The organism is Paenibacillus sp. sptzw28, assembly GCF_019550795.1.
Classification (GTDB): Bacteria; Bacillota; Bacilli; order Paenibacillales; family Paenibacillaceae; genus Paenibacillus_Z.
On sequence record NZ_CP080545.1, the window covers coordinates 2,311,958 to 2,337,765 of the forward strand.

General features: G+C 49.9%; 17 protein-coding genes and 1 pseudogene. 16 read left to right on the forward strand and 2 right to left on the reverse strand.

The annotated features are described in order from the left end of the window. Positions 1-215: 215 nt before the first annotated feature. The 3 genes and pseudogenes from KZ483_RS10170 (at position 216) to KZ483_RS10175 (ending at position 1,660) form a co-directional block, all read left to right on the forward strand. Positions 216-703, forward strand: a pseudogene (locus KZ483_RS10170) (cytochrome P450). Next, positions 648-863, forward strand: coding sequence for a cytochrome P450 (locus tag KZ483_RS28450; protein WP_258881801.1), 216 nt, complete (start codon positions 648-650; stop codon positions 861-863). The pseudogene KZ483_RS10170 and the gene KZ483_RS28450 overlap by 56 nt, the downstream one beginning before the upstream one ends. Positions 864-1,021: 158 nt before the next feature. Beyond that, on the forward strand, positions 1,022-1,660 hold the full coding sequence (locus KZ483_RS10175) for a GTP pyrophosphokinase (RefSeq protein ID WP_309568659.1): 639 nt from the start codon (positions 1,022-1,024) through the stop codon (positions 1,658-1,660). Here the strand turns inward: KZ483_RS10175 and KZ483_RS10180 are convergent. Next, a complete protein-coding gene (locus KZ483_RS10180) occupies positions 1,643-2,557 on the reverse strand; it encodes an AraC family transcriptional regulator (protein WP_220352542.1) in 915 nt (304 codons plus the stop codon). The genes KZ483_RS10175 and KZ483_RS10180 overlap by 18 nt on opposite strands. 287 nt (positions 2,558-2,844) lie before the next feature. Between KZ483_RS10180 and yicI the strand changes: the two genes are divergently transcribed. Then, a complete protein-coding gene (yicI, locus tag KZ483_RS10185; RefSeq protein WP_220352543.1) occupies positions 2,845-5,175 on the forward strand; it encodes an alpha-xylosidase in 2,331 nt (776 codons plus the stop codon). Between the two features lie 178 nt (positions 5,176-5,353). Here yicI and KZ483_RS10190 read toward each other — a convergent pair whose 3' ends face one another. Then, entirely contained in the window at positions 5,354-5,791 is a 438-nt protein-coding gene (locus KZ483_RS10190) for a hypothetical protein (protein WP_220352544.1), read from the reverse strand. Positions 5,792-6,026: 235 nt separating this feature from the next. Between KZ483_RS10190 and KZ483_RS10195 the strand changes: the two genes are divergently transcribed. The 12 genes from KZ483_RS10195 to KZ483_RS10250 all read left to right on the forward strand — a co-directional run bounded on the left by KZ483_RS10195 (position 6,027) and on the right by KZ483_RS10250 (position 25,784). Continuing rightward, the gene (locus tag KZ483_RS10195) at positions 6,027-7,817 is read left to right on the forward strand and encodes a sensor histidine kinase (RefSeq protein ID WP_220352545.1); all 1,791 of its coding nucleotides are present in this window, start codon (positions 6,027-6,029) and stop codon (positions 7,815-7,817) included. Further along, positions 7,810-9,366, forward strand: coding sequence for a response regulator transcription factor (locus KZ483_RS10200; protein ID WP_220352546.1), 1,557 nt, complete (start codon positions 7,810-7,812; stop codon positions 9,364-9,366). Before KZ483_RS10195 ends, KZ483_RS10200 begins: the two co-directional genes overlap by 8 nt. Before the next feature lie 170 nt (positions 9,367-9,536). After that, positions 9,537-10,493: an ABC transporter permease gene (locus KZ483_RS10205; protein ID WP_258881631.1), complete on the forward strand. Its 957-nt coding sequence runs from the start codon at positions 9,537-9,539 to the stop codon at positions 10,491-10,493. 12 nt (positions 10,494-10,505) lie between these two features. Then, the gene (locus tag KZ483_RS10210; protein WP_220352548.1) at positions 10,506-11,411 is read left to right on the forward strand and encodes a carbohydrate ABC transporter permease; all 906 of its coding nucleotides are present in this window, start codon (positions 10,506-10,508) and stop codon (positions 11,409-11,411) included. A 77-nt stretch (positions 11,412-11,488) separates the two neighbouring features. Then, positions 11,489-13,213: an ABC transporter substrate-binding protein gene (locus tag KZ483_RS10215; protein ID WP_220352549.1), complete on the forward strand. Its 1,725-nt coding sequence runs from the start codon at positions 11,489-11,491 to the stop codon at positions 13,211-13,213. Positions 13,214-13,516: 303 nt separating this feature from the next. After that, positions 13,517-15,274 carry a methyl-accepting chemotaxis protein gene (locus KZ483_RS10220; RefSeq protein ID WP_220352550.1) on the forward strand — a complete coding sequence of 586 codons (1,758 nt, stop codon included), beginning with the start codon at positions 13,517-13,519 and terminating at the stop codon, positions 15,272-15,274. A 72-nt stretch (positions 15,275-15,346) separates the two neighbouring features. Next, a complete protein-coding gene (locus KZ483_RS10225; RefSeq protein ID WP_220352551.1) occupies positions 15,347-19,039 on the forward strand; it encodes a non-ribosomal peptide synthetase family protein in 3,693 nt (1,230 codons plus the stop codon). 251 nt (positions 19,040-19,290) lie between these two features. After that, positions 19,291-20,277, forward strand: coding sequence for a Gfo/Idh/MocA family protein (locus tag KZ483_RS10230; RefSeq protein ID WP_220352552.1), 987 nt, complete (start codon positions 19,291-19,293; stop codon positions 20,275-20,277). 18 nt (positions 20,278-20,295) lie between these two features. Beyond that, the gene (locus tag KZ483_RS10235) at positions 20,296-21,228 is read left to right on the forward strand and encodes an aldo/keto reductase (RefSeq protein WP_220352553.1); all 933 of its coding nucleotides are present in this window, start codon (positions 20,296-20,298) and stop codon (positions 21,226-21,228) included. Then, positions 21,204-22,013, forward strand: a complete 810-nt coding sequence (locus KZ483_RS10240; protein ID WP_220352554.1) for an alpha/beta hydrolase — start codon at positions 21,204-21,206, stop codon at positions 22,011-22,013. The genes KZ483_RS10235 and KZ483_RS10240 overlap by 25 nt, the downstream gene beginning before the upstream one ends. Before the next feature lie 161 nt (positions 22,014-22,174). Continuing rightward, positions 22,175-23,932, forward strand: coding sequence for an ABC transporter ATP-binding protein (locus KZ483_RS10245; RefSeq protein WP_258881632.1), 1,758 nt, complete (start codon positions 22,175-22,177; stop codon positions 23,930-23,932). Then, a complete protein-coding gene (locus tag KZ483_RS10250; protein WP_220353370.1) occupies positions 23,922-25,784 on the forward strand; it encodes an ABC transporter ATP-binding protein in 1,863 nt (620 codons plus the stop codon). Before KZ483_RS10245 ends, KZ483_RS10250 begins: the two co-directional genes overlap by 11 nt. Positions 25,785-25,808: the final 24 nt, after the last annotated feature.

Here is a 25,808-nt window from a genome sequence, read left to right on the forward strand (position 1 = left end):
TTCTGTATTGACAGGACCCCGTGGCACTGTTCACGCTCAGCATGGCGAGCTCGGGTGAATAGTGGCACCTGTGACACTATTTCGTGTCCAGCGCACGAACTTGAGTGAGTTAGTATCGCCCGTCACAAGCATATGCTCACCATCTCAGGCCGGCGGAGCCTGCTGTTATCGACCAAAGAAGCGGCGATAATCATGATCATGGCTATTTATTATCAATGCTTCTGCTGGCAAGAGATGACGATGGGACGGGGATGTCCAGAGAACAACTAAGAGATGAAGTGATGACTTTATTTCTCGCAGGTCATGAAACAACGGCCAATCTATTGTCCTGGACTTTATATGCTCTTGCCAGGAAACCGGAAGCAGAAGGCAAGCTGTTGCAGGAGTTGGAGTCGGAATTAAAGGGGCGCACGCCTGTATTCTCAGACATTCCCCGCCTCCTTTATACTGAAGCGATTATTAAAGAGTCCACCGGTTATATCCCCCTGTTTGGTTCATTTCCCGTGAACCTGCGGAAGATGTATGGATTGATGATTATTGTTTGCCGGCAGGCTGCGAGATCGGTTTAAGCCAGTGGGTGATGCACAGGCACCCGGAATACTTTTCATCTCCTGCATCCTTTGTGCCAGACCGCTGGAGTCCGGATTTTGAAAAAAGCCTTCCCCCTTATGTTTATTTCCCCTTTGGACCGGGCCTCGGGTAGCATCGGGAATAATTTTGCCATGATGGAAGCGGTGCAGCTGCTTGCAGGTATTATGCAAAAGTTTCATTTTGAATTGGACGAACGACATGCGGTCATTCTTGAACCTTCGATTACGCTCAGGCCGAAAAAAGGAATTCACATGCGTTTGGTAAAGAGATAATTCCGCCATATTTTCAGCTCATTAACGTTTGTTTCACCAGGCTGTAACAAGTTTTTGTTATACCCGCACAAATTGCGGGTATTTTTTTTATGCAACTAATCCGTTCATTGAGAAGTAATATTTAGAGTAGAATGGCTGTACAACAAGGAGTGATGACAATGATGGAGAAACAGATGGTTATGGAATGGGCCAGAATGCTCATGACCTACAAATTCGCTTTGGATGAAGTGGAAACGAAGCTCACGATTTTAAACGAGGAGCTCCAATTTGTTCAGCATTATAATCCTATCGAGCATATAAAAACCCGCATCAAAACACCTGAAAGCATCTCGGAAAAATTGCTGCGCAAAGGTCTTGAAGTGACGAAGGAGAATGCCGTGGCTTATATCCGCGACATTGCAGGCGTCAGAGTGACCTGCTCATTCTCGACGGACGTGTACCGCGTCTATGAGATGGTAAGCAGGCAAAGCGATGTTAAAGTGCTTGAACTGAAGGATTATATCAAGAATCCGAAGCCGAACGGTTACCAAAGCTTGCATTTGATCGTTGAAATTCCTGTATTTCTGTCCGATCGGATCGAGCATGTCAATGTAGAGATCCAGATCAGGACGATCGCTATGGATTTCTGGGCAAGCCTGGAGCACAAGATTTATTACCATTTTCATGAGGACATGCCGGCGTACCTTAAAGAGCAGTTGAAGGAAACAGCCGACATGATTGCAGTGCTCGATCAAAGAATGCTCGGTCTTAACGAGCAGGTGAAGCGGCTTGGCAGCCCGTTACCTAGCACGCATTAGCCGGGATCCATATTCCTTGCGGTATTCCGATGGCGTACATTTCATCGTTTGGCGGAACACTTTAATAAAGTAACTCAAATTATCAAACCCGACATCCATCGCGATCGCGGAGATCTTCTTATCGGACATCATGAGATATTCGCCGGCCCTCTTAATGCGGTATGCGTTCAAGTATTCAATCGGGGTCGTTCGTGTCATCGCTTTGAAAAATCGGTTGAATTGTCCTTCGCTCATCGGAATAAGGCTTGACAGCTCATGCAGCCGGATCGGGCGTTGAAAATGCTTTTGCATATAAACGATAACGGTTTTTAGCCGTTCGATTTTGGCATTGTCCGCGGCGCCTGTCTCGCTGCGGTCGCATGCGGCTCCGTCTTCCGCACTCAGGTCGCTGAGCATGAGATATAGCAGGCCCTTAGTCAGAATTTCGAAGCCCGGCTGCCGCGACTCGTATGCGGCGACTATTTTGGCCAGATTGGCGAGCAGACCTTTCTCCATCTCGGTTACGGGAAATATCCGGCGGGGGAATGTTTTCTTTCGTTCTATGAGCGGAGTAATATAATGCATCTGTACCGAATCATAGCTGCCGCTTGCCAGCCAACTCGCATCGAATACGACTGCGCACAGAATAGTCGGGGTTCCTCCGCCTGCTTCGAGCGCGGCGTGAATATCGCCTCCGTCTATGAAGACGGCTTCTCCCGCCCTGACTGTAAAATACTCGGTATCGACCTGGATCAGCGCCTCGCCTTGCAGTACCACAAGAAATTCAGCCTCATCGTGCCAATGGCATTCGAAGCCCTTTTCTCCCGGCTCGCATTTCACCTCATATACGGCAAGAGGCAGCATCGTATCCCCGTGCAGCCGGTCCTCCTTCAGCAGCAGCTTTGTCGTGCGGTCCATATTTACCTCCTCAGAGTTTTCAGTGCTGCTCCCAGAATAACCAGCTTTGCAGCTGAAAACTCACATCGGAAGCATAAGCTTAAGTTTTCAGTGCTACTTCCCGAATAATCAGCTTGGCAAGCTCAAAACTCACATTGGAATAATAGCAGCGTGAAAGCGTTTTTTCATCATAATTGTGTTACAAATAGTCGGAATTTTAATAGTTTTGTCTATTTAATATCAGTATAATGTCACTATAAACGAATCAATATTAAAAGTCTATCTGATGAAAGGCAGGACTGCTATACATGAAATTTACTGACGGCAATTGGCTTATCCGTGACGGTTATAATGTACTTGGCGCTGTGCAGGCGCATGACTTCGATCAGCAGGACGGCAAGCTGACGGCTTACGTATCGCCGCGACCGATTGTGACCCGTTCGAATATGCTTGATACGATGCTGCTTACGGTCAAGTTTCACTCGCCGCTCCCCGGCGTGGTCGGCGTGAAGCTGATCCATCATGCAGGCGTAATGGAGCGCGGCCCGGTTTTTGAGCTGACGGAGCAAACCGGCGATCATGTAGCGATTGAAGAGCATGAGGAAGCGGTTATTCTGACGAGCGGCGAGTTGACGGTCCGGATCCGCAAAGGTCCGGATTGGGGAGTCGATTTCTACAGGGGTTCAGAGAGGATTACCGGCAGCGCCCAGAAATCGATGGCCTATATTACCGGCCCGGACAAGCAGGCTTATATGCGTGAAGAGCTTGATCTCGGCGTAGGCGAATATGTGTATGGGCTTGGAGAGCGCTTCACGCCATTCGTTAAAAACGGTCAGATTGTTGATATCTGGAATAAAGACGGCGGGACAAGCTCGGAGCAATCGTACAAGAACATTCCGTTCTATGTATCCAATAAAGGTTATGGCGTGTTCGTCAACCATCCGGAGCTCGTATCGTTCGAGGTTGCTTCGGAGAAAGTTAAGAAGGTGCAGTTCAGCGTTCCAGGAGAGTCGCTGGAATACTTTGTCATCGATGGACCGACGATTAAGGATGTCCTGGGTAAATATACGGATTTAACGGGCAAACCGGCGCTGCCGCCGGCATGGACGTTCGGGCTGTGGCTGACGACGTCGTTCACGACGAACTACGACGAAGCTACAGTGAACAGCTTTGTCGAAGGAATGGCGGAGCGCGATCTGCCGCTGCACGTCTTCCATTTCGATTGCTTCTGGATGCGCGAATTCCATTGGACCGATTTCAAATGGGACGAGCGCGTATTCCCTGACCCGGTCGGCATGCTGAAACGTCTCAAAGAGAAAGGCCTGAAAATTTGCGTCTGGATCAACCCTTACATCGCTCAGCGTTCCCGGTTGTTCGAGGAAGGCAAACAAAACGGTTACCTGGTGAAGAAGCCTAGCGGCGATGTTTGGCAGTGGGATCTGTGGCAGCCCGGGATGGCACTTGTCGACTTCACGAATCCGGCAGCATGCAAATGGTATGCAGGCTACCTTGAAGAGCTCGTTGATATGGGCGTGGACAGCTTCAAGACTGATTTCGGCGAACGTATACCGACCGATGTAGCTTATTTTGACGGCTCGGACCCGGTCAAAATGCACAACTACTACACCTACTTGTATAACAAAGTCGTGTTCGAGGTACTCGAGAACAAACTCGGCAAGCAGGAAGCTGCTGTATTTGCCCGCTCGGCAACGGTAGGCGGACAGAAATTCCCGGTTCATTGGGGCGGCGACTGCTATGCGGATTACGAATCGATGGCGGAGAGCTTGCGCGGCGGCTTATCGCTCGGACTGTCCGGCTTCGGCTTCTGGAGCCACGATATAGGGGGATTCGAGAATACGGCGCCTCACCATATTTTCAAACGCTGGCTGGCATTCGGCCTACTGTCGAGCCACAGCAGATTGCACGGCAGCAAATCGTACCGGGTGCCTTGGGCTTACGACGACGAGGCGGTCGATGTGACGCGATTCTTTACGAAGCTGAAATGCCGGTTGATGCCGTACTTGTTTAACACCGCAGGGCAAGCGGCGGAGCTCGGACTGCCGTCGATGCGCGCGATGGTGCTTGAGTTCCCGGAGGATCCCGCTACAGAAACGCTTGACCGCCAATACATGCTGGGCGATTCTCTGCTTGTGGCGCCGGTGTTCAGCGAGCAAGGCCATGTTTCATATTATTTGCCGAAGGGCACATGGACCCATTTGCTTACCGGAGAAACGGTTCAAGGCGGTTCGTGGCGTAAGGAAACGTATGATTTCTTCAACCTGCCGCTCTTCGTCCGCGGGAATTCTATTGTAGCGCTAGGCGCAAACGATGTCCGTCCCGATTACGATTTCGCGGATGGCGTGGAATTATCTCTCTTCAACCTCGAGGATGGAAATACCGCATCTGCGCTTGTACGAAATTTGAAGGGCGAACCCGAGCTCAAGGCCATTGCAAGCCGTGAAGGCGATTTGATACACGTCGATATTGAAGGAAGCGGCAAGCCACTCACGTTCACGGTGAGAGGCAATGAGACAATTGCCTCTGTAGACGGCGCATCCGTATCGGCGGACGGCAATACCGTTTCGATTGCGGCCGGACTGGCGAAAACATCGTTCAGCATCCGGATTGAACAGCCGTAAACGGCAGCATCAAATTCCCTCCCCTTAATGGGGGTCATTGAATTGACCCTCTGTTAAGGGGTGTTTCTTTGGCGGGGTGGAATGGATGACACAAACATTAAGGTAGACCCCTTAACGAGCGGAAGCATCAATGTTTGTGTCATGATGCCGGTCAGTGTATGCCGCGAGGCGGATTCATTTAGGATTCTCTGCGCCTGCGAAACATCCGAATGACGGCAAAAATCACTATGGCCCATAAAGCGAAGCTGATCAGCGAAAGCATAGGAGCACCGAGCGAAAAACCGGCGAACGGATTGAACAGCGAACCGAGGATAGCACCCATTGCCAATCCTCCGAACATTCCGCCAAAAAATCCGCCAAAGCCTGTGCGCGGAGCAGGGGTCGTTCTGGGAGGAGCCGGACGGGCCGCGTTATCGGGAGTCGTTCGGCGCGGGGCGCCTGCCCCGGGGTTGTAGCCTTGTCTGGGCGAGCGAAAACCCCCGCGTCGATATGGCTCTATCGTGTCTTTACGTTCGATCGTTTCCCCTTTCTTGTCATAAGACTCGCCGTAAACCTTAGCCGTAGGCGTTCCATAAAGTAAAGGGACCAACAAGAGCAATGCCAGAATCTTTCTCATTTGCTTGTTCACACCTCCATCAAATAGGGTACCCCATGCGATGAAGATCATTCGTACCGTCAGGCACTATATTAAGACGACAAGGCAAGAAATATAGAAAGTATCGTATGAAAAATGGCGGAATTTCGACATATATTTTAGGGGAAGACTCGTATACAATGAATGATGAAGCAATTTAAAGAGAAATGGAAACGCTTCCGCAATTGGTTCGTTCTTCATAGGGGGGAGCAGCACGATGTTCGATTTGCTTATACGCGGCATAAATGATTTGAAATTAAGGACCAAGCTGATAATTTCTTTTATCGTGGTGGTTTTTGTTCCGGTTATGATTGTAGGCGTGATTCTTACCGGCGAGCTGCGCAGTAAGGCACTCGATAATGCTCTTGAACAGAACGCAGCGAATGTGGACCGGGTTAAGAAGCGAACGGCTGAGGTTATAAACTCCGCATACGATATTTCGTATCTTTTGTCCAACGATGGCAGGCTGGCTTCACTTGCCAGCAGGCAGTACGACACGATCTACGATGTGGTTAAAGCGTACAAGGAATACCCCGATATTAAGGAGTACATCAACCTCTATAAAGAGATATCAAATATCCGGGTCTATCTCAATAACCAGACGCTTCTGAACAATTGGGAATTTATTCAGACTGAAGAAGAAATTGTTAATACAACCTGGTATCGGAAAGCCATGGACAGCGGCGGGCTGATCGGATGGAATTATATAGTAGACGAGCGGGACAATATCAAATATTTGAGCTTGATCCGCAAAATCAATTTTGGCAGCCAGTTGAACAGCGGGGTGCTGGTTATCAACGTTAACTCCCAGATGCTCCATTCGATTCTGGACCAGGAAACCTTTGAGACGATGATCGTTGACGAGAACAACAATATTATATCGGCGAACCGACCGGGCAGGGTGGGCAAGACCCTTGCCAATATTGAATTTGACCAAAGCGTTATCGATAAACAAAACGGTACGTACGAAGCGGTCCTAAACGGCCAATCGTCCAAAATAATGATTGAACCGCTGATACCGGTATCCAGTCATAATGGACTGCGCGTTATTTCCGTATTTTCGATTGAAAGCATTGTGAAGGACGCGAACCAAATCATTATCCGTGCACTGACTGTCATTTCGATCAGTCTTATTGTCGCACTAATTTTGATTTATTGGTTTTCGACGCTTTTAACGAAGCGAATGCTTCGCTTAAGCAAGCATATTTCCAAGGTGGCGACCGGTAATTTGGATATCGCGCTGGAAATTGACGGGAAGGATGAAATCGGACAGCTGTCAAGGCAGTTCAACTCGATGGTTGCCAGCATTAACGGGCTCCTGATTGAGGTTCAGGAATCCAATCAACAGAAGGCTCAGCTGGTCTCAAAGCAGAATGAAATCAAATTCAAAATGATGGCCAGTCAAATAAACCCTCATTTTCTGTTTAATGCGCTGGAATCCATACGTATGAAGGCTCATATGAAAGGCGAGAAAGAAATTTCGAATGTTGTAAAACTGCTGGGTAAAATGATGAGGAAAAACCTTGAGGCGGGCAGCCGGACCGTTACGCTGCAGAATGAAATCGATATTGTCCGCTGTTACTTGGAAATCCAGAAGTTTCGTTATGAGAGCAGGCTGGAATATGAGCTTCTCATCGATCCTAATGCAGAGCAGGTTCATGTGCTGCCTTTAATAATACAGCCGATCGTCGAGAATGCGGTTATTCACGGACTGGAAAATACCGAAGAAGGCGGTATGGTCAGCATCAAAGTCGATCTGATCGACACCATGGTTCAAATCGAAGTTACCGATAACGGTTCAGGGATGACAGCGGAGAAATTGGAGAGCTTGTATCAATCGCTGGAGGATCAGGAGGACGGCGAGCATAACCGCATCGGTTTGCGGAATGTCCACATGAGACTTCAGCTGTCATATGGCGGTGACCACGGCCTGCACATCATGAGCGAACCGGGAGTAGGAACAAAAGTACGATTTTCGATTCCGATTGGAGGCGGTTTACATGTATAAGGTATTGATCACGGATGACGAACCGACCATTCGCGAAGGTCTGCGCACGCTGATTGAATGGGAGCGGTATGGCTTTGAAGTGGTGGATACGGCGGCCAACGCCAATGAAGCGCTGCAGAAATATAAGGTGTATTCTCCGGAGCTCATGATTGTCGATATCCGAATGCCGGGAATAAGCGGTCTGGAGTTGATCGAAGCGTTAAGGAAAGCCGGTCAAGGGGTTCATATCCTTATACTAACCGGATATGCCGATTTCGAATACGCCAGGAAAGCCATCGTTAATCAGGTTGACGGCTATTTGCTGAAACCGGTGGATGAAGAAGAACTTATCGGATACTTGGAGAAGCTCAAGGCTTCGCTGTCGACTGAAGCGGATAGCAGGCATAAAATCAATGTGATGAGCGGATTGAGCCGGCAGATGATCATTCAGTCGATTCTGACCCGGGGAGGGGCAGCTGCGCCGTTATACGGGAATGATCAGGCTGCCGAGACCGGACTGCTGTGGGACAGCTTTGAGGTTGTATTGCTTAAGTGGCAGGGGCGGGATCAGGAAATAGAAGCCGGCACGACAGTGCTCATAAAGGAAGGGTTATCTCAAATGTTTGAGGATTCCGGCAGGGGAGTCACATTTATGATGGAGCCGTATTTCGGCCTGCTGCTGAAGGAGGATCTGCAGAACGAACAAAGACGTAATGGAATCTATAAAGAAATAGAGGACCTTATGGCTAAGGCGGGTGCGGAATTTACCTTAGCAGCAGGCGGCAGCGTCGATAAATTGAATGACATCCGTTCCTCGTACGAGAAGGCGGAGCGGCTTATGCATGTCCGTTTTTATTACGAGCCGGACCGTATTATTACGAGCGGCGATATTCCGGTCGTCCTTTCCGAGCCTGTTGAGCCGAATCTTGACGAACCTCTTGATTATGCCGCAGTTGCGGATAAAATATTTTTCGCTATCGATATCGGGAATAGCGACAGTGTGGAGCAGCTGCTCGAAAGCGCCGGAAAACGGATGCTCCGCGCAAGACAATCCGAGCAGGCGATCAAGTCCGGCTTTGTCCAGATCGTTACCGGTGTGCTGGGTAAATTGGCGCAGGCCGACTCTGACAATCAAACGAACAGCCATCAGCATTCGGTCAGAATCATGGAAATTTACAAGCAGATGACCTACACCGCCTTAGTACGGCATGTTGTCCGTTTTCTGCAGGAAATGTCGGACGGAATGGCAGATCGAGGCACGGACAAGCAAATTAAGAAAATGATTGATTTGATTGGACGAAATTATTATGAGAATTTGAAGCTGGAATCGCTTGCCGAAGTATTCAATTACAACAGCGCCTACTTGGGAAAGCTGTTTAAAAATGCGACAGGCGAATATTTCAACACCTACTTGGATAAAGTGCGAATCGAGAAGGCGAAAGAGCTGCTTGAGCAGGGAATGAAAGTCTATCAGGTTGCGGAAAAAGTCGGCTACACAAATGTCGATTACTTTCACAGCAAATTCAGAAAATACGAGGGCAGTTCACCCTCGGCTTACCGGAAAAAATGATGTTTGTCATAAGGGTCCAAACGAAAAGTACGCGTTATGCTGCGCGTACTTTTTAACGTGGAATTCACTTTCTATAGTTCTAATTTCTATATGATTTTACTCTAAATCCTTGGGGTACTCCCGTACGCTCAATTGCTTTATCATTAATGACAAGAGCAGGAGGGATTACTGTGGAAGCGGTAACAACAGAGAGAAAAGTCATATCGGAAAAAAAGAAAAGCCGATTTTGGAAGCTGTTTGTGCAGCAAAGGTATTTGTATCTGATGTCAATTCCTTTTATCGCATGGATTTTTGTATTTAACTACTTACCCTTGTGGGGCTGGACGATGGCCTTCCAGAATTTTAAACCCGGGAAGTCCTTTTTCGATCAGAAGTGGGTGGGCTTCAAACATTTCGTGGATTTGTTTACAGACGACCGATTCATCCTGATTATGCGCAATACGCTGGCAATGAGCGGTATGAGCCTGGTTGCCGGATTTACGATACCGATTATATTTGCGGTCCTGCTTAATGAAGTCCGTAATCAATTTATGAAGCGTACCGTGCAAACGATCTCATACTTGCCTCACTTTGTCTCGTGGGTTGTTGTAGCCGGTATTGTAACGAAGATGCTTTCGACAGACGGCGGGGTCATCAACCAAATCCTCGTTGGTCTTCATCTTATCGATCAGCCGATTCAATTTATGGCGAAGGGCAACTTGTTTTGGTCCATTGTAACCGCAGCGGACGTATGGAAAGAAACCGGCTGGAATACGATTATTTATTTGGCGGCTATAGCCGGTATCGGACAGGAGCTGTACGAAGCGGCCAGGGTTGACGGCGCAAGCCGAATACAGCAAATATGGCATATTACGATCCCGGGCATCCGTTCGACAATTATCGTTCTTCTTATCCTGTCGATCGGGCATTTGATCAGCATCGGCTTCGAGAAGCAGTTCCTTCTTGGCAACAACCTCGTAACGGATTACTCGGAGGTTCTCGATCTGTACGCCCTGAATTACGGTCTTGGGATGGCCAGATTCTCTTTCGGTACCGCGATTAATATTTTCAATTCAGTGGTAAGCGTAATTTTATTGTTTGCAGCTAACGGCTTGTTCAAGCGTTATTCCAACGAAAGTATTCTGTAAGGAGGTGCCGGAATGAGCACACCAAAATCATATGCAGCGGCGCCTTGGTCAGATAGATTGTTCAATATTGTGGTTTACTTCGCTATAACGTTCGTCACGGTTATCACGCTTTACCCGTTCCTGAACGTTCTGGCTATATCGCTTAACGATTCCACCGATACGGTGCGCGGCGGCATTTATATATGGCCTCGAGAGTTCACATGGGAGAACTATAAGGCGATCTTCGCATTCTCCGGGTTGGCGACCGGCTTTAAAATATCCATACTCCGTACGGTTGTCGGTACGATTCTCGGGCTGATCAGCGCTTCCATGCTTGCCTATACGATCAGCCGGCCTGATTTCCAGGGGCGCAAATTCGTTTCAATATGCCTTGCATTAACGATGTATGTGTCGGGCGGCTTGATCCCGACCTATATTCTAATCCGCGACCTTGGCATGATGAACACATTTGCGGTATATGTACTGCCGGGCATGGTGAGCGCCTTTAACGTCTTTGTCATCCGCTCGTTTATCGACGGAATTCCATATGCGCTGCAGGAATCGGCGAAGCTCGACGGAGCCAATGATTTCACGATTTACTGGCGGGTCATTCTGCCGCTTTGCAAGCCGGCGCTTGCGACAATTGCGCTGTTTCTTGCGGTCGGCCAATGGAACTCCTGGTTCGACACGTATTTATATAACGGATCCAATGAAGCGCTGACAACGCTGCAGTATGAGCTGATGAAGGTACTTCAAAGCACGACGACAGGCAACAATGGCGATTATCGATTAGGCGTTACGCAAGCACTGAATAAGGTTTCGCCGGATTCGATCAAAATGGCCATAACGATAACCGTAACGGTTCCGATTCTTCTGGTCTATCCGTTTTTGCAAAATTATTTTGTCAAAGGCATGACGCTGGGCGCTGTAAAAAGCTGATTAACTCGGTATCTGCAGGGTAACCTGTTTATACAATATACATGTTATGCAACAGTAAAACTGGGAGGTTACAAGACATGACAAGAAAGACATCCAAGCTGTCGGCCGTGCTGCTGTCGGTCACGATGCTTGCCGGGCTTCTGGCAGGCTGCGGCAGCAGTTCGAAAGAAACAGGCAATACGAAGGAGCCTGCGGCAAACACTGGAAACAACAAAGACGGGGCTGTTGCAGAGGATACTTCACCAATCAAGTTCTCGTTCTTCAGTGCAGACCCGAATCCGAACTGGAACAACATGCAGGACGATATCGGTAAAGCGATCACAGCGAAAACAGGAGTTACACTGGATGCTGAATTCGCAGTCGGTGATCCGGCACAGAAAGTCGCGCTTATTGCGGCAAGTGGTGAATATCCGGATTTGGTAAGCGCAAAGGGCGACGTTAGCAAGCTGGTTGACGCCGGCGCAATGCTTGACTTGACCGATTTGATCGATAAATATGCGCCTAATATCAAGAAATTGTTCGGCGATCAAATGAACCGTCTGCGTTACAGCAACGACGACAAAGCCATTTATGTCATTCCGTCATATTCGGGCGTTGATCAAACTTCCTTCAACGCCGGCGGCGGCTTCGAGCTGCAGCATGCTGTGGTGAAAGAGCTTGGATACCCGAAAATCCGCACGGTAAAGGATTTCGAGAACGCTATCAAAGCGTACAAAGACAAGCATCCGACCATTGACGGCAAACCGACTATCGGGCTCACGCTAAACGCGGACGACTGGCATATGTATATTTCCGTAACCAACCCGGCGTTCATCACAACCGGCGCACCGGACGACGGCGAATACTACATCGATCCGAAAACGTACCAAGTGACGTATCATTACAGACGTCCTGAAGAGAAAGAATATTTCCGTTGGTTGAATCATATGAACGCTATCGGCTTACTTGATCCGGAAAGCTTCGTACAGAAATACGACCAATATAAAGCAAAAGTCGCTACGGGACGGGTACTTGGTCTGATCGACCAGGACTGGGATTATGGCGATGGCGAGAAAGCGCTTAAAGCCGAAGGCAAATTTGACCGCGGCTACGGGCATTATCCGGTAACGCTCACCGAAGAGTACAAGGATCACAGCTTCCAGCCTACCGGATTCATGGGCGGATATGGAGTCGGAATTACCAAATCGGCTAAAGATCCGGTTCGGGCTATCAAATTCCTGGATTACCTGGCTTCAGAAGAAGGGCAAGTACTGATCAACTGGGGTATTGAAGGCAAGCATTACAATGTCGAGAACGGCAAGCGCGTCATCCCGCAAGATGTGAACAACCGTAAAATCAACGATGCAACGAATTTCTCAAAAGAATCAGGTATTGGCATGTACACACTGCTTAGCGGTCACTATGGCGACGGCGTGAAGGATTCGACCGGCAACTACTACACGACGAATTTCCCTGAACAAATCGTTGCAGGCTTCAATGATGTTGAGAAAGAAACATTGAAAGCATACGGCGCAACGACGTGGAAGGACCTGTTCCCGAAAGAAGACGAGTTCCCTGTTAAACCATGGGGCGCGGCGTGGAACATCAGCGTACCGGGCGACAGCGAAGTTACCGTCCTGGCAGCCAAAATGAAAGACATCACATGGAAACGTATTCCGGAAGCGATTCTGGCGAAGCCGGAACAGTTCGATGCTATCTGGGATGCGTATATGAAAGATCTCGATAAAGCCGGTGTAACTAAGCTCGAGCAAGGCTATGGAGAATTGGTCAAAGCTCGCGTCGAGCTCTGGAGCGGTAAGTAATATAAGCCCAATCAGGCATCAATTCAAGCTGTACCGGGAAGGGATCCGCATCTCTTTCCCCGGTCGGCTTTTTTTATTTTTTTTTAAATTTTTTTGTAATTCAACTGTAATCAATGGCTGTTTACTATAAATATTCCAAGGCAAAATTACGATAATTATTAATAAGATCTGACGAATTATGGGATTCTGTTTTCTACTATTCTTCAGAATAAAACATAATATGTCAATCGAGAGGAGATTGCCGGAACATTATTTTGAGCATCATCAACTTATACCAGACTACCAACCGGGAGCGGAGACAAAATGCAGAAGATCACACGAATGTCGTTTTCCACGAAGAACCTATTATTATCGTTTATGAACATTGTTCTTATCGGTTCTATTCTGATAGCGTCCGGGTATTTCATCGAGAAAAAAATCCTGATCGATCAGCTTCAGGGACAAATCAATGGGCTGACTAAAGAATGGGCGAAAGGCATCGACCCGGCCAAGGTCCAACAGACCATCGCCGAGAAAAGCTATCAAGGACCGGTCCAAATCCAGCTGAGAGCTTATCTGGATCAGGTCAATAAATATAACCCGAACATTGCTCAAGCATACATATTCGGTACGGAATTAAAGGATGGCAACAAAACCTCGTTGGTGGCTATGCCTACAAATTTGATGAAAGCTTTCGAAGAGGCGAAGCTGAACCTTGGCGATATGTACGACCAGCCTAAAGAGGTTGCCGATGCGCTCGCCAAAATGCTTAAAAGCGGCAATCCTACGTTCACCAGCTTCTACACTGACGATTTCGGCACATGGACAACCATTGCTTATCCGATCAAAGATGCTAAAGGAAACATATTCGCCTACTTCGCCGCTGACGCTGATGCAAGCGCCGTTCCGAATGGTCTGCGCAAACTGCTTATAAACGGTATTTCGATAATGGCTATTTTCCTCGTCATCATCTTCTTGATTCAATATTTCATTTCAAGGTGGACAATGAAGCCGATCAAAGAACTCATGGGCGGAATTGAACAAGTAAGCAACGGTAACCTTGACGTGGAACTAAGCACGAGGAATGATGACCTCGGGCTGATTAACGCCAAATTTAACGGGATGGTCAAGCGGATCAACGACATGATGGTGAAGGTGCAGTACACCTCCCATGCGGTGACGGACTCGGCGAAAATCCTTTATTCCATCTCCGAGCAGAGCAGCAAGAACGTAGAGACGATCACAGGCAGCATGCAGGAAATTACGCATGGAATGAGCAACCAGGAGCAGGCGTCCGTGGACGGGGCGAGAGCAATGGCTGAGATGGCCACCGTCATTCAGACGATTGCCGCGAACTCTTCGAAGGTAGCAGACGAAGCCTACGAGATGGAGCGCAAATCGCTGGAGGGCAACGAGGTCGTGAAGCAGGTGGCCGGGCAAATGGAACAAATCGAGGCATTTGTGACCCAAACGGCCAATGCTATCACATTGCTCGACAGCCGCTCCCAGGAAATCGGCAATATTGTCTCCATAATTACTGGGATATCATCCCAAACAAACCTGCTTGCACTTAACGCTGCAATTGAAGCGGCAAGGGTGGGAGAGCACGGTAAAGGTTTTGCCGTTGTAGCCGGCGAGGTCCGCAAACTAGCAGAGCAGTCCGAGAATTCGGCCAACCAAATAACTGAGGTAATCAAGGAAATCCAAAGTGAAATTCAGAACGCCGTTCGAGCGATGAACCAAGGAACCGAGGAAGTTAGGCTCGGCATACAGATATCGGCTCGAACGGGGAGTTTGCTTGCCGAAATATTGGAAGCAACCAAAAACGTCACGTACCAGATTCAGGAAATCTCCAGTGCGACGGAGGAAATATCAGCCGGCACCGAAGAATTGACCGCAACCGCGGAGAACCTGTCAACGATAACAGGGCGAACCGCAGCTAACAGCGCGAAGATCGCGGAATCCATCGAAGAGCAGAAAATCTCAATGAATTCACTTGTCGGATCCTCAACCGGCCTGACCGCCATGTCGGAGGAACTGCAGGAATTGATTAACCAATTCCATGTCCGTCGGATTTCATAATGTCATTTCAGCCGAGATGCCCTTCATCCCAGGGATGAAGGGCATCTCTATCCCTTCAGGAGGTTTTTGCAAATGGTGACCGTAAATACAACCAACAAAGCGTCAGCCCCCGTTTCGGAAATGCCGGTTCTCTTGATTCCGCTTGATTATTCGCGTCATAACCGAACTCATAATTTCCTATGCGATGAATATCCGTTGGATGAACCGCTGGACCAGGTCATCCGCGAATGGCTTCTGAAAGAGAATGAAGCGGAATCTTTTTTTGCATCGGTTTATTTTGCATTGATTTATCGTCTGTCCGGCGAGAGCGACATGCTGGTTGAGCTGGTTGCGAAACAAGCCCCTGGAGTGCCGGTTCATGTCAGTCTCCAGTCGGAAAGAACGTTTCAAACCATTCAGGATTCGGTTGCCCGGTCTCTATCATCCGGCGGACAACCTTCGGTCGGTGCAGCCGAAACGAGATTCGCCTTTGGCCAGTACATTAAGGCGGAGCATGAACTGATAAATTGGCGGTTGTTCGAAGAGGATAAACGCTGGAGCATCGGAGTCGAATATGATTCCTCCGTGGTTACCCGGGGGACAATAGCGCGATATGTCCACTATTTTGTCAAGCTGCTGGAAGCAGCTTTGGAGGACAGTTCGGCGAGCATCGCTTCGATCGATATTCTTACCGAAGAAGATAAAGCTGTACATCAGCGTTTGAACGCAACAGAGGGGGAATATGACAGGGACCAAACCATCCACGGAATGGTGGAGAAGACAGCAGAGAAATATCCGGAACAGATTGCCGTTTCTTCCTTGCAAGGGCAGCTCACTTACCGTCAATTGAACGAGCGTGCAAATCAGGCTGCTCATATGCTGCTCGAGAAGGGACTGCGCAAGGGAGATTTTGTAACCATTCTTATGGAACGCAGCATGGAACTGGTCGTGAGTCTCCTTGGTGTTCTGAAAGCGGGAGGCGCCTATGTTCCTGTTGATCCGGAGCATCCCGGCGAGCGCAACCGGTATATCGTGGAGGACACGAAATCGTTAATCGTCATGACGAAGGAAGGGTATTCTAACCAGGCCGCTGAGCTGTGCTCCGGCATTGCATCGGTTAAGGAAATCATTTGCGTGGACGGGGGATTCGAACGATACGCAAGCAAGGGCGATCCGCAAACGGCAGTTACCCCTCAAGATCTGGCGTATATCATATACACGTCCGGATCGACCGGGAGGCCGAAGGGTGCGCTCATCGCTCACGAGGGGGTCGTAAATCTGGGTGAGGTCGTCCGGCGCGATTGCCGGATTGAGGCAATCGACGTCTTAACCCAGTTCGCCACCTTCAGCTTTGACGCCTCGGTGTGGGACACGATCGGAGCGTTGTTTTACGGTGCAACCCTATACCTGCTCTCGCCGGAAGAGAGAGTTTCGGTGGAAGAGTTTGCTTCTGCCGTCGAACGAACGGGAACGACCATCATAGCTATTCTGCCTACCGTCTTTTTCAATCAATTGGCCGCTTATCTATCGGAAGACGGGTATCGCAAGCTGTCAAGGGTCAAGTTGATTACTGTAGCCGGAGAAGCGCTTTACGGTGAACAGGTAAGGGCGTTCCAGCGCAAATTCCGCGACGGGATAGACATTGTGAATGTGTACGGGCCTACCGAATGCACAGTTTGCACCACCACCCACATAGTCAGAGGTTATATACCGGAGGATTTAAAGAATATTCCGATTGGAAAACCGATTCAGAATTATAAAATCTATATCGTGAATGAGGAAAATCGGCTTTGCCCGTTAAATGTTCACGGCGAGGTGTATATTTCCACCGTCGGACTTGCGAGGGGTTATCTGAATCAGCCCGAGAAGACCGCTGAGGCGTTCATCCCGAATCCGTTCCAGGCGGGCGAAAGAATTTACAAGTCGGGTGATATCGCGAAGCTGCTTCCGGACGGCAACATTGAGTATGTGGGACGCAGAGACTCCCAAATCAAAATACGCGGACACCGGATCGAGATCGGGGAAATCGAGGATAGTTTCTCGAAAATAACCAATGTGCAAAATGTAGCCGTAATTCCGAAACAGGATAAAGACGGCCAGAACATACTGGTGGGCTACTTTACGTCAAAGGACGGGAAAGCCGAATCCGTCGCGGAAATAAAACAGCTGCTGGGTGAGAAGCTTCCTTCCTATTTCGTACCCAAGCGGGTCATCCAGTTGGACGAGATGCCGATATCGCCGACCGGTAAGATCGACCGGAAAAAGCTGGCCGGTTATGAGCATAACGAGGAACACCAGGAAAGCGGAGAGTATGCAGCGCCGGAAAATGAAACTCAAAGGATTATCGCGGCAGCCTGGCAGGAGGGACTGGGTCTGGGGCAAATAAGCCTTTATGACGATTTTTTCGCCATTGGCGGAGACTCTTTGGCCATTATCTCGGTGCTTGTCCTGCTGAAGCCGCATTTTCCCGAGCTTAGAATCAATGATTTCTTCCAGTATAAAACAATCGAGGGGCTTTCACGCCGTGTAGTTCAGCTGCAAAGCGACAGGACCGAGATACAGTACTCAGTCCCCCAAGGGGCAGTGCAGGCGCTTGAAGAACATCCGGCGGTCCTTGACCGGAGCCTGCTTGAGAGGAACTTCGAAGAAGCCGCCGACGTGCTGTTAACCGGCGCTACAGGCTACCTCGGCTGTCATTTGCTATATGAAATGCTTGTGCAGAGTCAAGCTTCGATTTACTGCCTTGTCCGCATAAACGGTAGTGAGCCCGGAATGGCAAGACTTGAAAGTACAATGGAGTATTACTACGGACCTCACGGAGTAGAGCTCATGAAAGGCCGAGTCTTTGAGGTCGAGGGGAATCTGGAACAACCGGGACTTGGGCTCGGTGCACGGGTTCGGCAGCTGCTTCAGGAGAAACTGGATACTATTTTGCATTGTGCAGCTGATGTGAGGCATTTCGGGGATGCGGATCAATTTGCCAAAACCAATGTTCACGGTACGCAGGATTTGATTGAGCTGGCATTGGAATGCGTTAAAGTAATCCGTTTCCACCATATTTCGACGTTAGGTATTCCAGAAGATCTGGCGCTAAGCGGCAAATGGGAAAGCATAGTTGAGAAGCAGGAATTCGAAGCGGAGCTGCGTATCGACAGCGTGTATACGAACAGCAAGCTTGAAGCGGAGAAAAGCCTGATCGCTGCCGCCGAGCGGGGGCTGGCAGTCAGCATCTACAGAGCGGGCAACCTCTCCTGCAGCTCCGAAACCGGACGGTTCCAGAAAAATATTGACAGCAATGCATTTTATCGAATGATAAAAGCCATTCTGCTTCTGGGCAAATCTCCGGACGTCAACTGGGAGGTTGATTTGACGCCTATCGATTATGCGAGCAAGTCGATTGTTCATTTGGCGCTTAGGCCGGATACCTCGGGACGCATGTTCCATATTTGCAATCCGAAGCAGATCCCTTATTCGAGGCTTGTCGAACTGATTCGCAGCTGCGGTTTTGAAGTGGAGATGATGGATTCGGCGGCTTATACCGAGTGGCTTTTGGATCACAGCATCAACAAGCATCCGGAGGGCGTGAAGCTGGCAATCGCCGGACTGGAGGGAGACGGAGCAAAAAATTCCGGCTACCGCTACGGATGTAGGGCTACCTCCGAGCAATTAAAGGATTCACAAATTAACTGTGCCCTACCCGACCGGACCTTCATAAACAAAATGATTGAATACGCCGTAAACTCCGGTTATTTTCCTAAACCGAATATGCTGCAGCAGGTGAAATAAGCGGAATCCTTCCTGCTTCAAAACGATTAATTTGACATGACCGCCCGAACCAAAGGGCGGTTTATTGTTGCTCTACCAGCCCTTGCCCGGCCAAGTTGCGGCAGTTGTTCCCACATCATCGCACAGCTGAAGTACCCCCGGAGCAGCTTACGCCAGAATGTTATATTTTGAAGAGGTTGTTTTATATTTCTTAACGCCATCAATTGAATTATACTAGGGGCAAATCCAATAAGGCAGGTGTAAACGAGTATATGAAACGCAAATTAAGATGGGGAGTAATCGGAGCTGCTGGGATCGCCATACGTTCGGTTATTCCAGGCTTCCAGCAATCGGAGACGGGCGAAGTGACCGCGATCGCCAGCCGCGAACTAAGCAAAGCGGAAGAAACTGCAGCAAAGCTGCAAATTCCGAAGGCATACGGCAGTTATGAGGAAATATTAAGCGATCCGGACATTGATGCCATTTATATACCGCTTCCGAACCACTTGCATATGGAATGGTCCATACGTGCGATGGAAGCAGGCAAGCATGTGCTTTGCGAGAAGCCGATCGCATTGAACGCTGACGAAGCCCGCAGGATGGCGGATGTGAGCCGGAAGACAGGCGCTCATCTTGCCGAAGCGTTCATGTACCGTCATCATCCCCGTTATGAGCGGATTGCAGAAATAATTAAATCCGGTGAAATCGGCGAGCTTCGCGGCATACACGGAACGTTCACGTTCAACAGCGCCGGTAATCAGGCTAATGTGCGCTTTCGCAAGGAATGGGGAGGCGGCTCGATCTACGACGTCGGCTGCTATCCGATCAGCGCAGCCCGGTTGCTGCTGGGCGCAGAACCGGAGGCCGCCACAGTTCATGCCCTTCTGTCTCCGGAGCATGATCATGTCGACATGATGGCTTCAGGTATTATCGAGTTCCCTGGCAGCGTAGCATTGACCTTTGACTGCGGCATGTGGGCTGCATTCCGTAACACGCTTGAGGTTCTCGGCACCGATGGTCGGATTGAGGTGCCTTCGGCGTTTATCGGCAATCCCAATTTCTATGTATATACGAAAGACGGCAGGCGGGAAGAGGAGCAGCCGGATCTCAATCAATACAGCCTTCAGGCAGACAGCTTTGCCGGTGCAGTGTGGGGAGAGCGGAAGGAAAGGTTTACACCGGAGGATGCCGTGGCCAATATGAAAGCGATCGATGCCTGCCTTGAGTCGGCAAATACCCGTAAGCGTGTGCTTATCTAGAGAGGAGCTATGAACCGAATGAAGAAGATTAATTTACCGGGACTAAAGCAGGGAGTTTCCCAGCTTATAATGGGTTCGGATTACTTCGCGCCGGAAGTGTTCGAGCTTGTATGTACGAACCTTGACGCGTACACGGCTATCGGCGGAAATACGATCGATACCGCCTTTATCTACTGTGGAGGGAAGAGTGAGCAGGCGATCGGCATGTGGCTCGAGGAGCGGAAGAACCGCAGCGAGATCAACGTCTGGACCAAAGGCGCCCATCCACAGGGGAACGAATCGCGTGTCAACAAAGCCGCCATTTATGAAGAATTGATGATTAGCCTCGAGCGTCTTCGCACCGATTATGTCGATTTGTACGCTCTTCACCGGGACGATCTTAACGTACCGGTCGGCCATATCATTGATGCGCTCAACGAGCACGTTGAGGCGGGACGCATGCTTGCCTTCGGCGCTTCCAACTGGACGGCCGACAGGATTGCAGAGGCGAACCGGTATGCGGCTGAGAACGGGCTTCGCGGCTTTACTTTCAGCAGTCCTAACCTTAGTCTGGCTAAAGCACAGGAGCCTTACTGGAGGAACTGCATCAGCGTGGATGACGAAACTTTGGCATGGCACGAACGGAGCGGGCTGCCGCTATTCTCATGGTCTGCGCAGGCAAGGGGATTTTTCACCGGCAGATTCAGTCCGGAGGACCGCTCGGATGCCGATTTGGTTCGCGTGTTTTATAACGATGCCAACTGGAAGCGCTATTATCGCGCGGAGCAGCTTGCAGGCGAGAAGGGTGTATCCACGATTCAGATCGCACTCGCTTACGTGCTGAACCAATCGTTCCCGGCGGCTGCCATTATTGGCCCCCGCAATGAGGCTGAGATGAAGTCCTGCCTGGAAGCGACGAAAATCACACTGACACAGGAGGAAGTCAGATGGCTGGATCTGAGAACGGAATAATTGAGCTGTGGCCGGAGGGGGCCCCTGGTGCGGAAGGGAGCTCCGATGAAGACCGTCCTGCGATCACACCTTATTTAATAGAAGGCGGCGGTAAGGGAGCAGTAATCGTATGTCCCGGCGGCGGATATGGCGGCCGCGCTGGGCATGAGGGCGAACCGATTGCACAGTGGCTAAATACGCTCGGTATCTCGGCGTTTGTACTGAGATACCGGGTAGCGCCTTACCGCTATCCGAGCGCACTGAACGATGTGCAGCGGGCGATCCGGTATGTGCGGCACCATGCCGGCGTATGGGGCATTGATGCCGGGAAAATCGGCGTGCTGGGCTTCTCGGCCGGCGGACATTTGACAGCAGCTGCGGGCACTTCTTACGATTCAGGCCGGCCCGATGCGGCCGATCCTGTAGAGCGGCATTCCAGCCGGCCGGATTTGATCGTGCTGTGTTATCCGGTCATCACGATGCAGCGGCCTTACACCCACGAAGGCTCCTTGCTCAATTTGCTTGGCCCCGCTCCGGATGAGGAGCTGGTCCGTCTTATGAGCTGTGAGCTTCAGGTGACGACCGATACGCCGCCAACGTTCCTGTGGCATACATCCGACGACGGAGCCGTACCGGTCGAGAACAGTCTTGGGTTCGCCTCAGCACTAAGCAGGGCGGGCGTTCCCTTCGACCTGCATGTATACGAGAAGGGCCGTCATGGCCTCGGACTTGCTGATGAAGACAAGCATGTAGCCTCATGGAGCAGCGTTTGCGGGCTTTGGCTGAAGCGCTACGAATTCTATTAAAATTCATACATCCCTTCCCATGCGGAATAAACTGGAGAGTATCCATTTATAACGGCGGGAAGGGTTTTCTGTCATCCTTTAAATAAATCCGTTATCTGTTTCAATACGGGTCTAACGGGTTTAATAATAAAGTGCGACTTTTTCGAGGATGTGATATTCTATTGAAACCCCAGAGACTGCTGTTTAATTATGTAAAATCGAACTGGCGCTTGTATGCAGCTGCAGTAACCTTGACTATGATTGCGAACATCGTGCAGTCCTATTATCCGAAAATCATCGGTGATTTTGCCGATATGTTCCATCGCGACCAACTGACTCGAACTGCAATAATCGATTACAGCTTGATCCTGCTTGGAATCGGATTAATCTTCGGTTTATTCGCCGGGACGGGTCAATATATGATCATGTGGCTTGGCCGAAGGTTCGAATTCCATACCCGCAACCGGCTGTTCGGTCATTTTCTTACATTTAATGAAGGCTACTACTCCCAGCACGGCGTGGGCAAATGGCTCAGCTACGTCATGAACGACGTTACAGCCGTACGTGAATCGATCGCCATGGGCGTAAATCAGACCGCAAACGCTTCTATGCTGATTATATCCGCAGTCTTCATGATGCTGATCAGTGACATCCCGATATATTTGATCGTGGTGTGCGTGCTTCCTCTACTCTTCATTCCCTGGATAGTAACCCGCTTCGGCCCGGTCATCCGTAAACGCTCCTTGAAGGTTCAGGAGTCCCTCGGGATAATGACGGACTCGGCCGAGGAACAGTTCGGCGGCATTCGCGTTACGAAGAAATTTGCCGTCGAACCGATCATGATCGACCGTTTCGGGGTGACGGTCGACCGGATACGCGATAATCAGCTGAAGCTGGTTCGCGTATCTTCGCTGTTTCAATCGCTAATTCCGTTCCTTGGCGCGCTGTCGTTCATTATAACGCTGGTGTACGGAGGGTATTTGACGATTGAACATAAGATCACGCTCGGCAGCTTCGTCGCGCTAACCTTATACATTCGAATGATGGTTAACCCGCTGCAGCAGATCGGCAACGTCATTAATACGATGCAGCGCTCGCGGGCTTCATTGATACGCATTAACGATCTGCTGTCCGTAGAGGCTCAAATACAAGAGGCTCCGGATGCGGTGTCCATCAATCTTCACAAGGCAGCCATTCAAATCCGGCAGTTATCGTATTCGTATCCCGAAGCTGCACGGGAAGCTCTGCATGAGATCGATTTGACGGTCGAGCCCGGCAAAACGCTTGGGATTATAGGAAAGACCGGAAGCGGCAAAACAACGCTGATGAAGCTTCTTCTGAGGGTGTACGATCCGCCGGAAGGAACTGTGAAAATAGGCGGTCTGGACATCCATAATTTGACGCTGGAGAGTCTGCGCAGCCAGATCGCATATGTGCCGCAGGACGGCTTTCTTTTCAGTACCACCATACGCGATAATATCGCTTTCTATAATAGGGAGTCCGAGCTTGAAGACGTCAGGAATGCCGCAAAGCAGGCGCAAATCCATGACAGCATCGAAGAGTTTCCGGACAAATTCGAGACGAAGCTAGGCGAGCGCGGCATTACATTATCGGGTGGCCAACGTCAGCGAACAAGTCTGGCACGCGGGCTTATTAAGAATTCGCCGATCATGATTCTCGATGACAGCGTAAGCGCGGTTGATGCGGTCACGGAAACGAGTATTATAGAGACCATCCGGAAGGAGCGAAGCAATAAAACGACGATTCTGATCGCACACCGGATCAGCGCGATTAAACACGCGGACGAAATCATCGTCATGGATGAAGGCAGAATTGTACAGCGGGGAACGCATGCCAAGCTGCTTGCGCAAAAAGGTTTATATGCAGAGCTTCATGCGATTCAGGAGGAGGGGAGCCGGCATGGCGACCATGTCCGTTAAAAGGGAACAGCAGGATGAAGCTGGACCTAAGACCGATGAGACGAAGATGAACAACAAATCCGCATTCCGTGTCTTATATGCTTATGTAAAACCGCATCGCTTGGCCTTTTTCCTGATGGTTATCTGTACAGTGCTGGCGATTGCGGCAGATTTGTTTCAACCGTATTTGATGAAGATCGCCATCGACAATCATTTGATGCTCGGGAAAACCGACTTCGGAACAATCATAACTATTGGCGCCATATATTTGGGCCTGGCCTTCGGCGGCCTGTTGTTTACGTATTTGCAAAATAATTTGCTGCAGTTTGCCGGACAGAGCATCGTAGCGCGGATCCGCAAGGAATTGTTCGAGCATATTTCCAAGCTGTCGATGCCGTTCTTCGACAGAGTCCCGACCGGCAGCCTGATTACGCATGTGTCGAGCGATACTGAAACGATAAACCAGTTTTTCACCCAGGTCGTACTCAGTCTGGTACGCGATGTTCTGACATTGATTTTCATCCTGGTGATGATGTATCAGCTGGATCCGACGCTTACGCTGTACTGCATGATACTGCTTCCGATCATTGCTTTGATCGCGATCGCGTTTCGTTCCTATATGCGCAAGACCTACCAGATTGCAAGAACGCAGCTGTCGCGGCTTGTCGCCTTTGTCGCCGAGAATTTGGCGGGTATGAATCTGATTCAATCGTTTCACCAGGAGAAGGAGCAGGAGCGGCAGTTCACAGAACGGAACAGTTTGTATTTCAAGGCGAATATCCGGGAAATCAGAACGAATGTACTCTTCAACCGCTCATTCGATATTCTCGGCAACATGTCCCTTGCTTTCGTTACATGGCTCGGGGGGATGGCAGTATTCAATAAAAGCATCGAATTTGGCGTTTTATACGCCTTTATAACGTATATCCGGCAGTTTTTCCAGCCGATCAACGCCATTACGCAGCAGTGGAATACGCTCCAATCGACGACTGTATCGGTCAACCGCATCTGGAATATTTTCTCCCTGAATCCCGAAGTAAGAGATCATGACGAAGCGAAGCAAGTCAGCGTTAAATCTGTTAAAGGCCGTATCGATTTCAACCGGATAACGTTCGGATATACAGCGGCGACGCCGGTCATTCATGACTTGGATCTCCACATCAGGCCTGGCGAAATGATAGGCATTGTCGGCACTACCGGCGCCGGGAAAAGCACGCTGATCAGCCTGCTGTGCAGGTTTTACGATCCCCAGAAAGGCAATGTCACGATCGACGGCACCGATATCCGCGATATTCCGCAGGCCTCGCTCCACCGGATCGTTGGGCTTGTCCAGCAGGAGCCTTATCTGTATTCGGGCAGCATAGTGGATAATGTTCGCCTGTTCGATGAAACGATAACGCGAGAGGAAGTCGTGCAGGCTTGTACGTTTGTCGGGGCCGATCCGCTCATCAGGCAGAAGAAGGATGGCTACGACACCCGCTTATCCGAACGGGGGAGCGGCCTCTCAGCCGGAGAACGGCAGCTTATATCGTTCGCCCGGATTATCGTCTTCCAGCCGAAGGTGCTCATTCTCGATGAAGCAACGGCAAATTTGGATTCGCAGACCGAGCAGCTTATTCAGTCGGCGCTTGAAGCGGTCTCCAAGGGGCGGACAACGCTCGTCATTGCGCACCGTCTGTCGACGATTATGCAGGCTGACCGCATTCTGGTCATGCGCCACGGGCTTGTTGTAGAGGAAGGGACGCACATGCAGCTGCTTGAGCGGAAGGGCTATTACGAGGAGCTTTACCGCCATTCGCAGGGCAAGGATACAGAATTGGCAGTCTCAGGTGCAGGGCAGGGAGCACGGAAATGCAATAAAGGGACGGGATAAATACCTATGCTTTTCTGCAAACGG

Bases quoted from the DNA above. Each gene is read 5' to 3' on its own strand.
- KZ483_RS10195 (WP_220352545.1), top strand. From the start codon at position 6,027: ATGTTCGATTTGCTTATACGCGGCATAAATGATTTGAAATTAAGGACC.
- KZ483_RS10215 (WP_220352549.1), top strand. From the start codon at position 11,489: ATGACAAGAAAGACATCCAAGCTGTCGGCCGTGCTGCTGTCGGTCACG.
- yicI (WP_220352543.1), top strand. From the start codon at position 2,845: ATGAAATTTACTGACGGCAATTGGCTTATCCGTGACGGTTATAATGTA.
- KZ483_RS10250 (WP_220353370.1), top strand. From the start codon at position 23,922: ATGTCCGTTAAAAGGGAACAGCAGGATGAAGCTGGACCTAAGACCGAT.
- KZ483_RS10190 (WP_220352544.1), bottom strand. From the start codon at position 5,791: ATGAGAAAGATTCTGGCATTGCTCTTGTTGGTCCCTTTACTTTATGGA.
- KZ483_RS10200 (WP_220352546.1), top strand. From the start codon at position 7,810: ATGTATAAGGTATTGATCACGGATGACGAACCGACCATTCGCGAAGGT.
- KZ483_RS10175 (WP_309568659.1), top strand. From the start codon at position 1,022: ATGATGGAGAAACAGATGGTTATGGAATGGGCCAGAATGCTCATGACC.
- KZ483_RS10220 (WP_220352550.1), top strand. From the start codon at position 13,517: ATGCAGAAGATCACACGAATGTCGTTTTCCACGAAGAACCTATTATTA.
- KZ483_RS10210 (WP_220352548.1), top strand. From the start codon at position 10,506: ATGAGCACACCAAAATCATATGCAGCGGCGCCTTGGTCAGATAGATTG.
- KZ483_RS10235 (WP_220352553.1), top strand. From the start codon at position 20,296: ATGAAGAAGATTAATTTACCGGGACTAAAGCAGGGAGTTTCCCAGCTT.
- KZ483_RS10180 (WP_220352542.1), bottom strand. From the start codon at position 2,557: ATGGACCGCACGACAAAGCTGCTGCTGAAGGAGGACCGGCTGCACGGG.
- KZ483_RS10240 (WP_220352554.1), top strand. From the start codon at position 21,204: ATGGCTGGATCTGAGAACGGAATAATTGAGCTGTGGCCGGAGGGGGCC.
- KZ483_RS10225 (WP_220352551.1), top strand. From the start codon at position 15,347: ATGGTGACCGTAAATACAACCAACAAAGCGTCAGCCCCCGTTTCGGAA.
- KZ483_RS10230 (WP_220352552.1), top strand. From the start codon at position 19,291: ATGAAACGCAAATTAAGATGGGGAGTAATCGGAGCTGCTGGGATCGCC.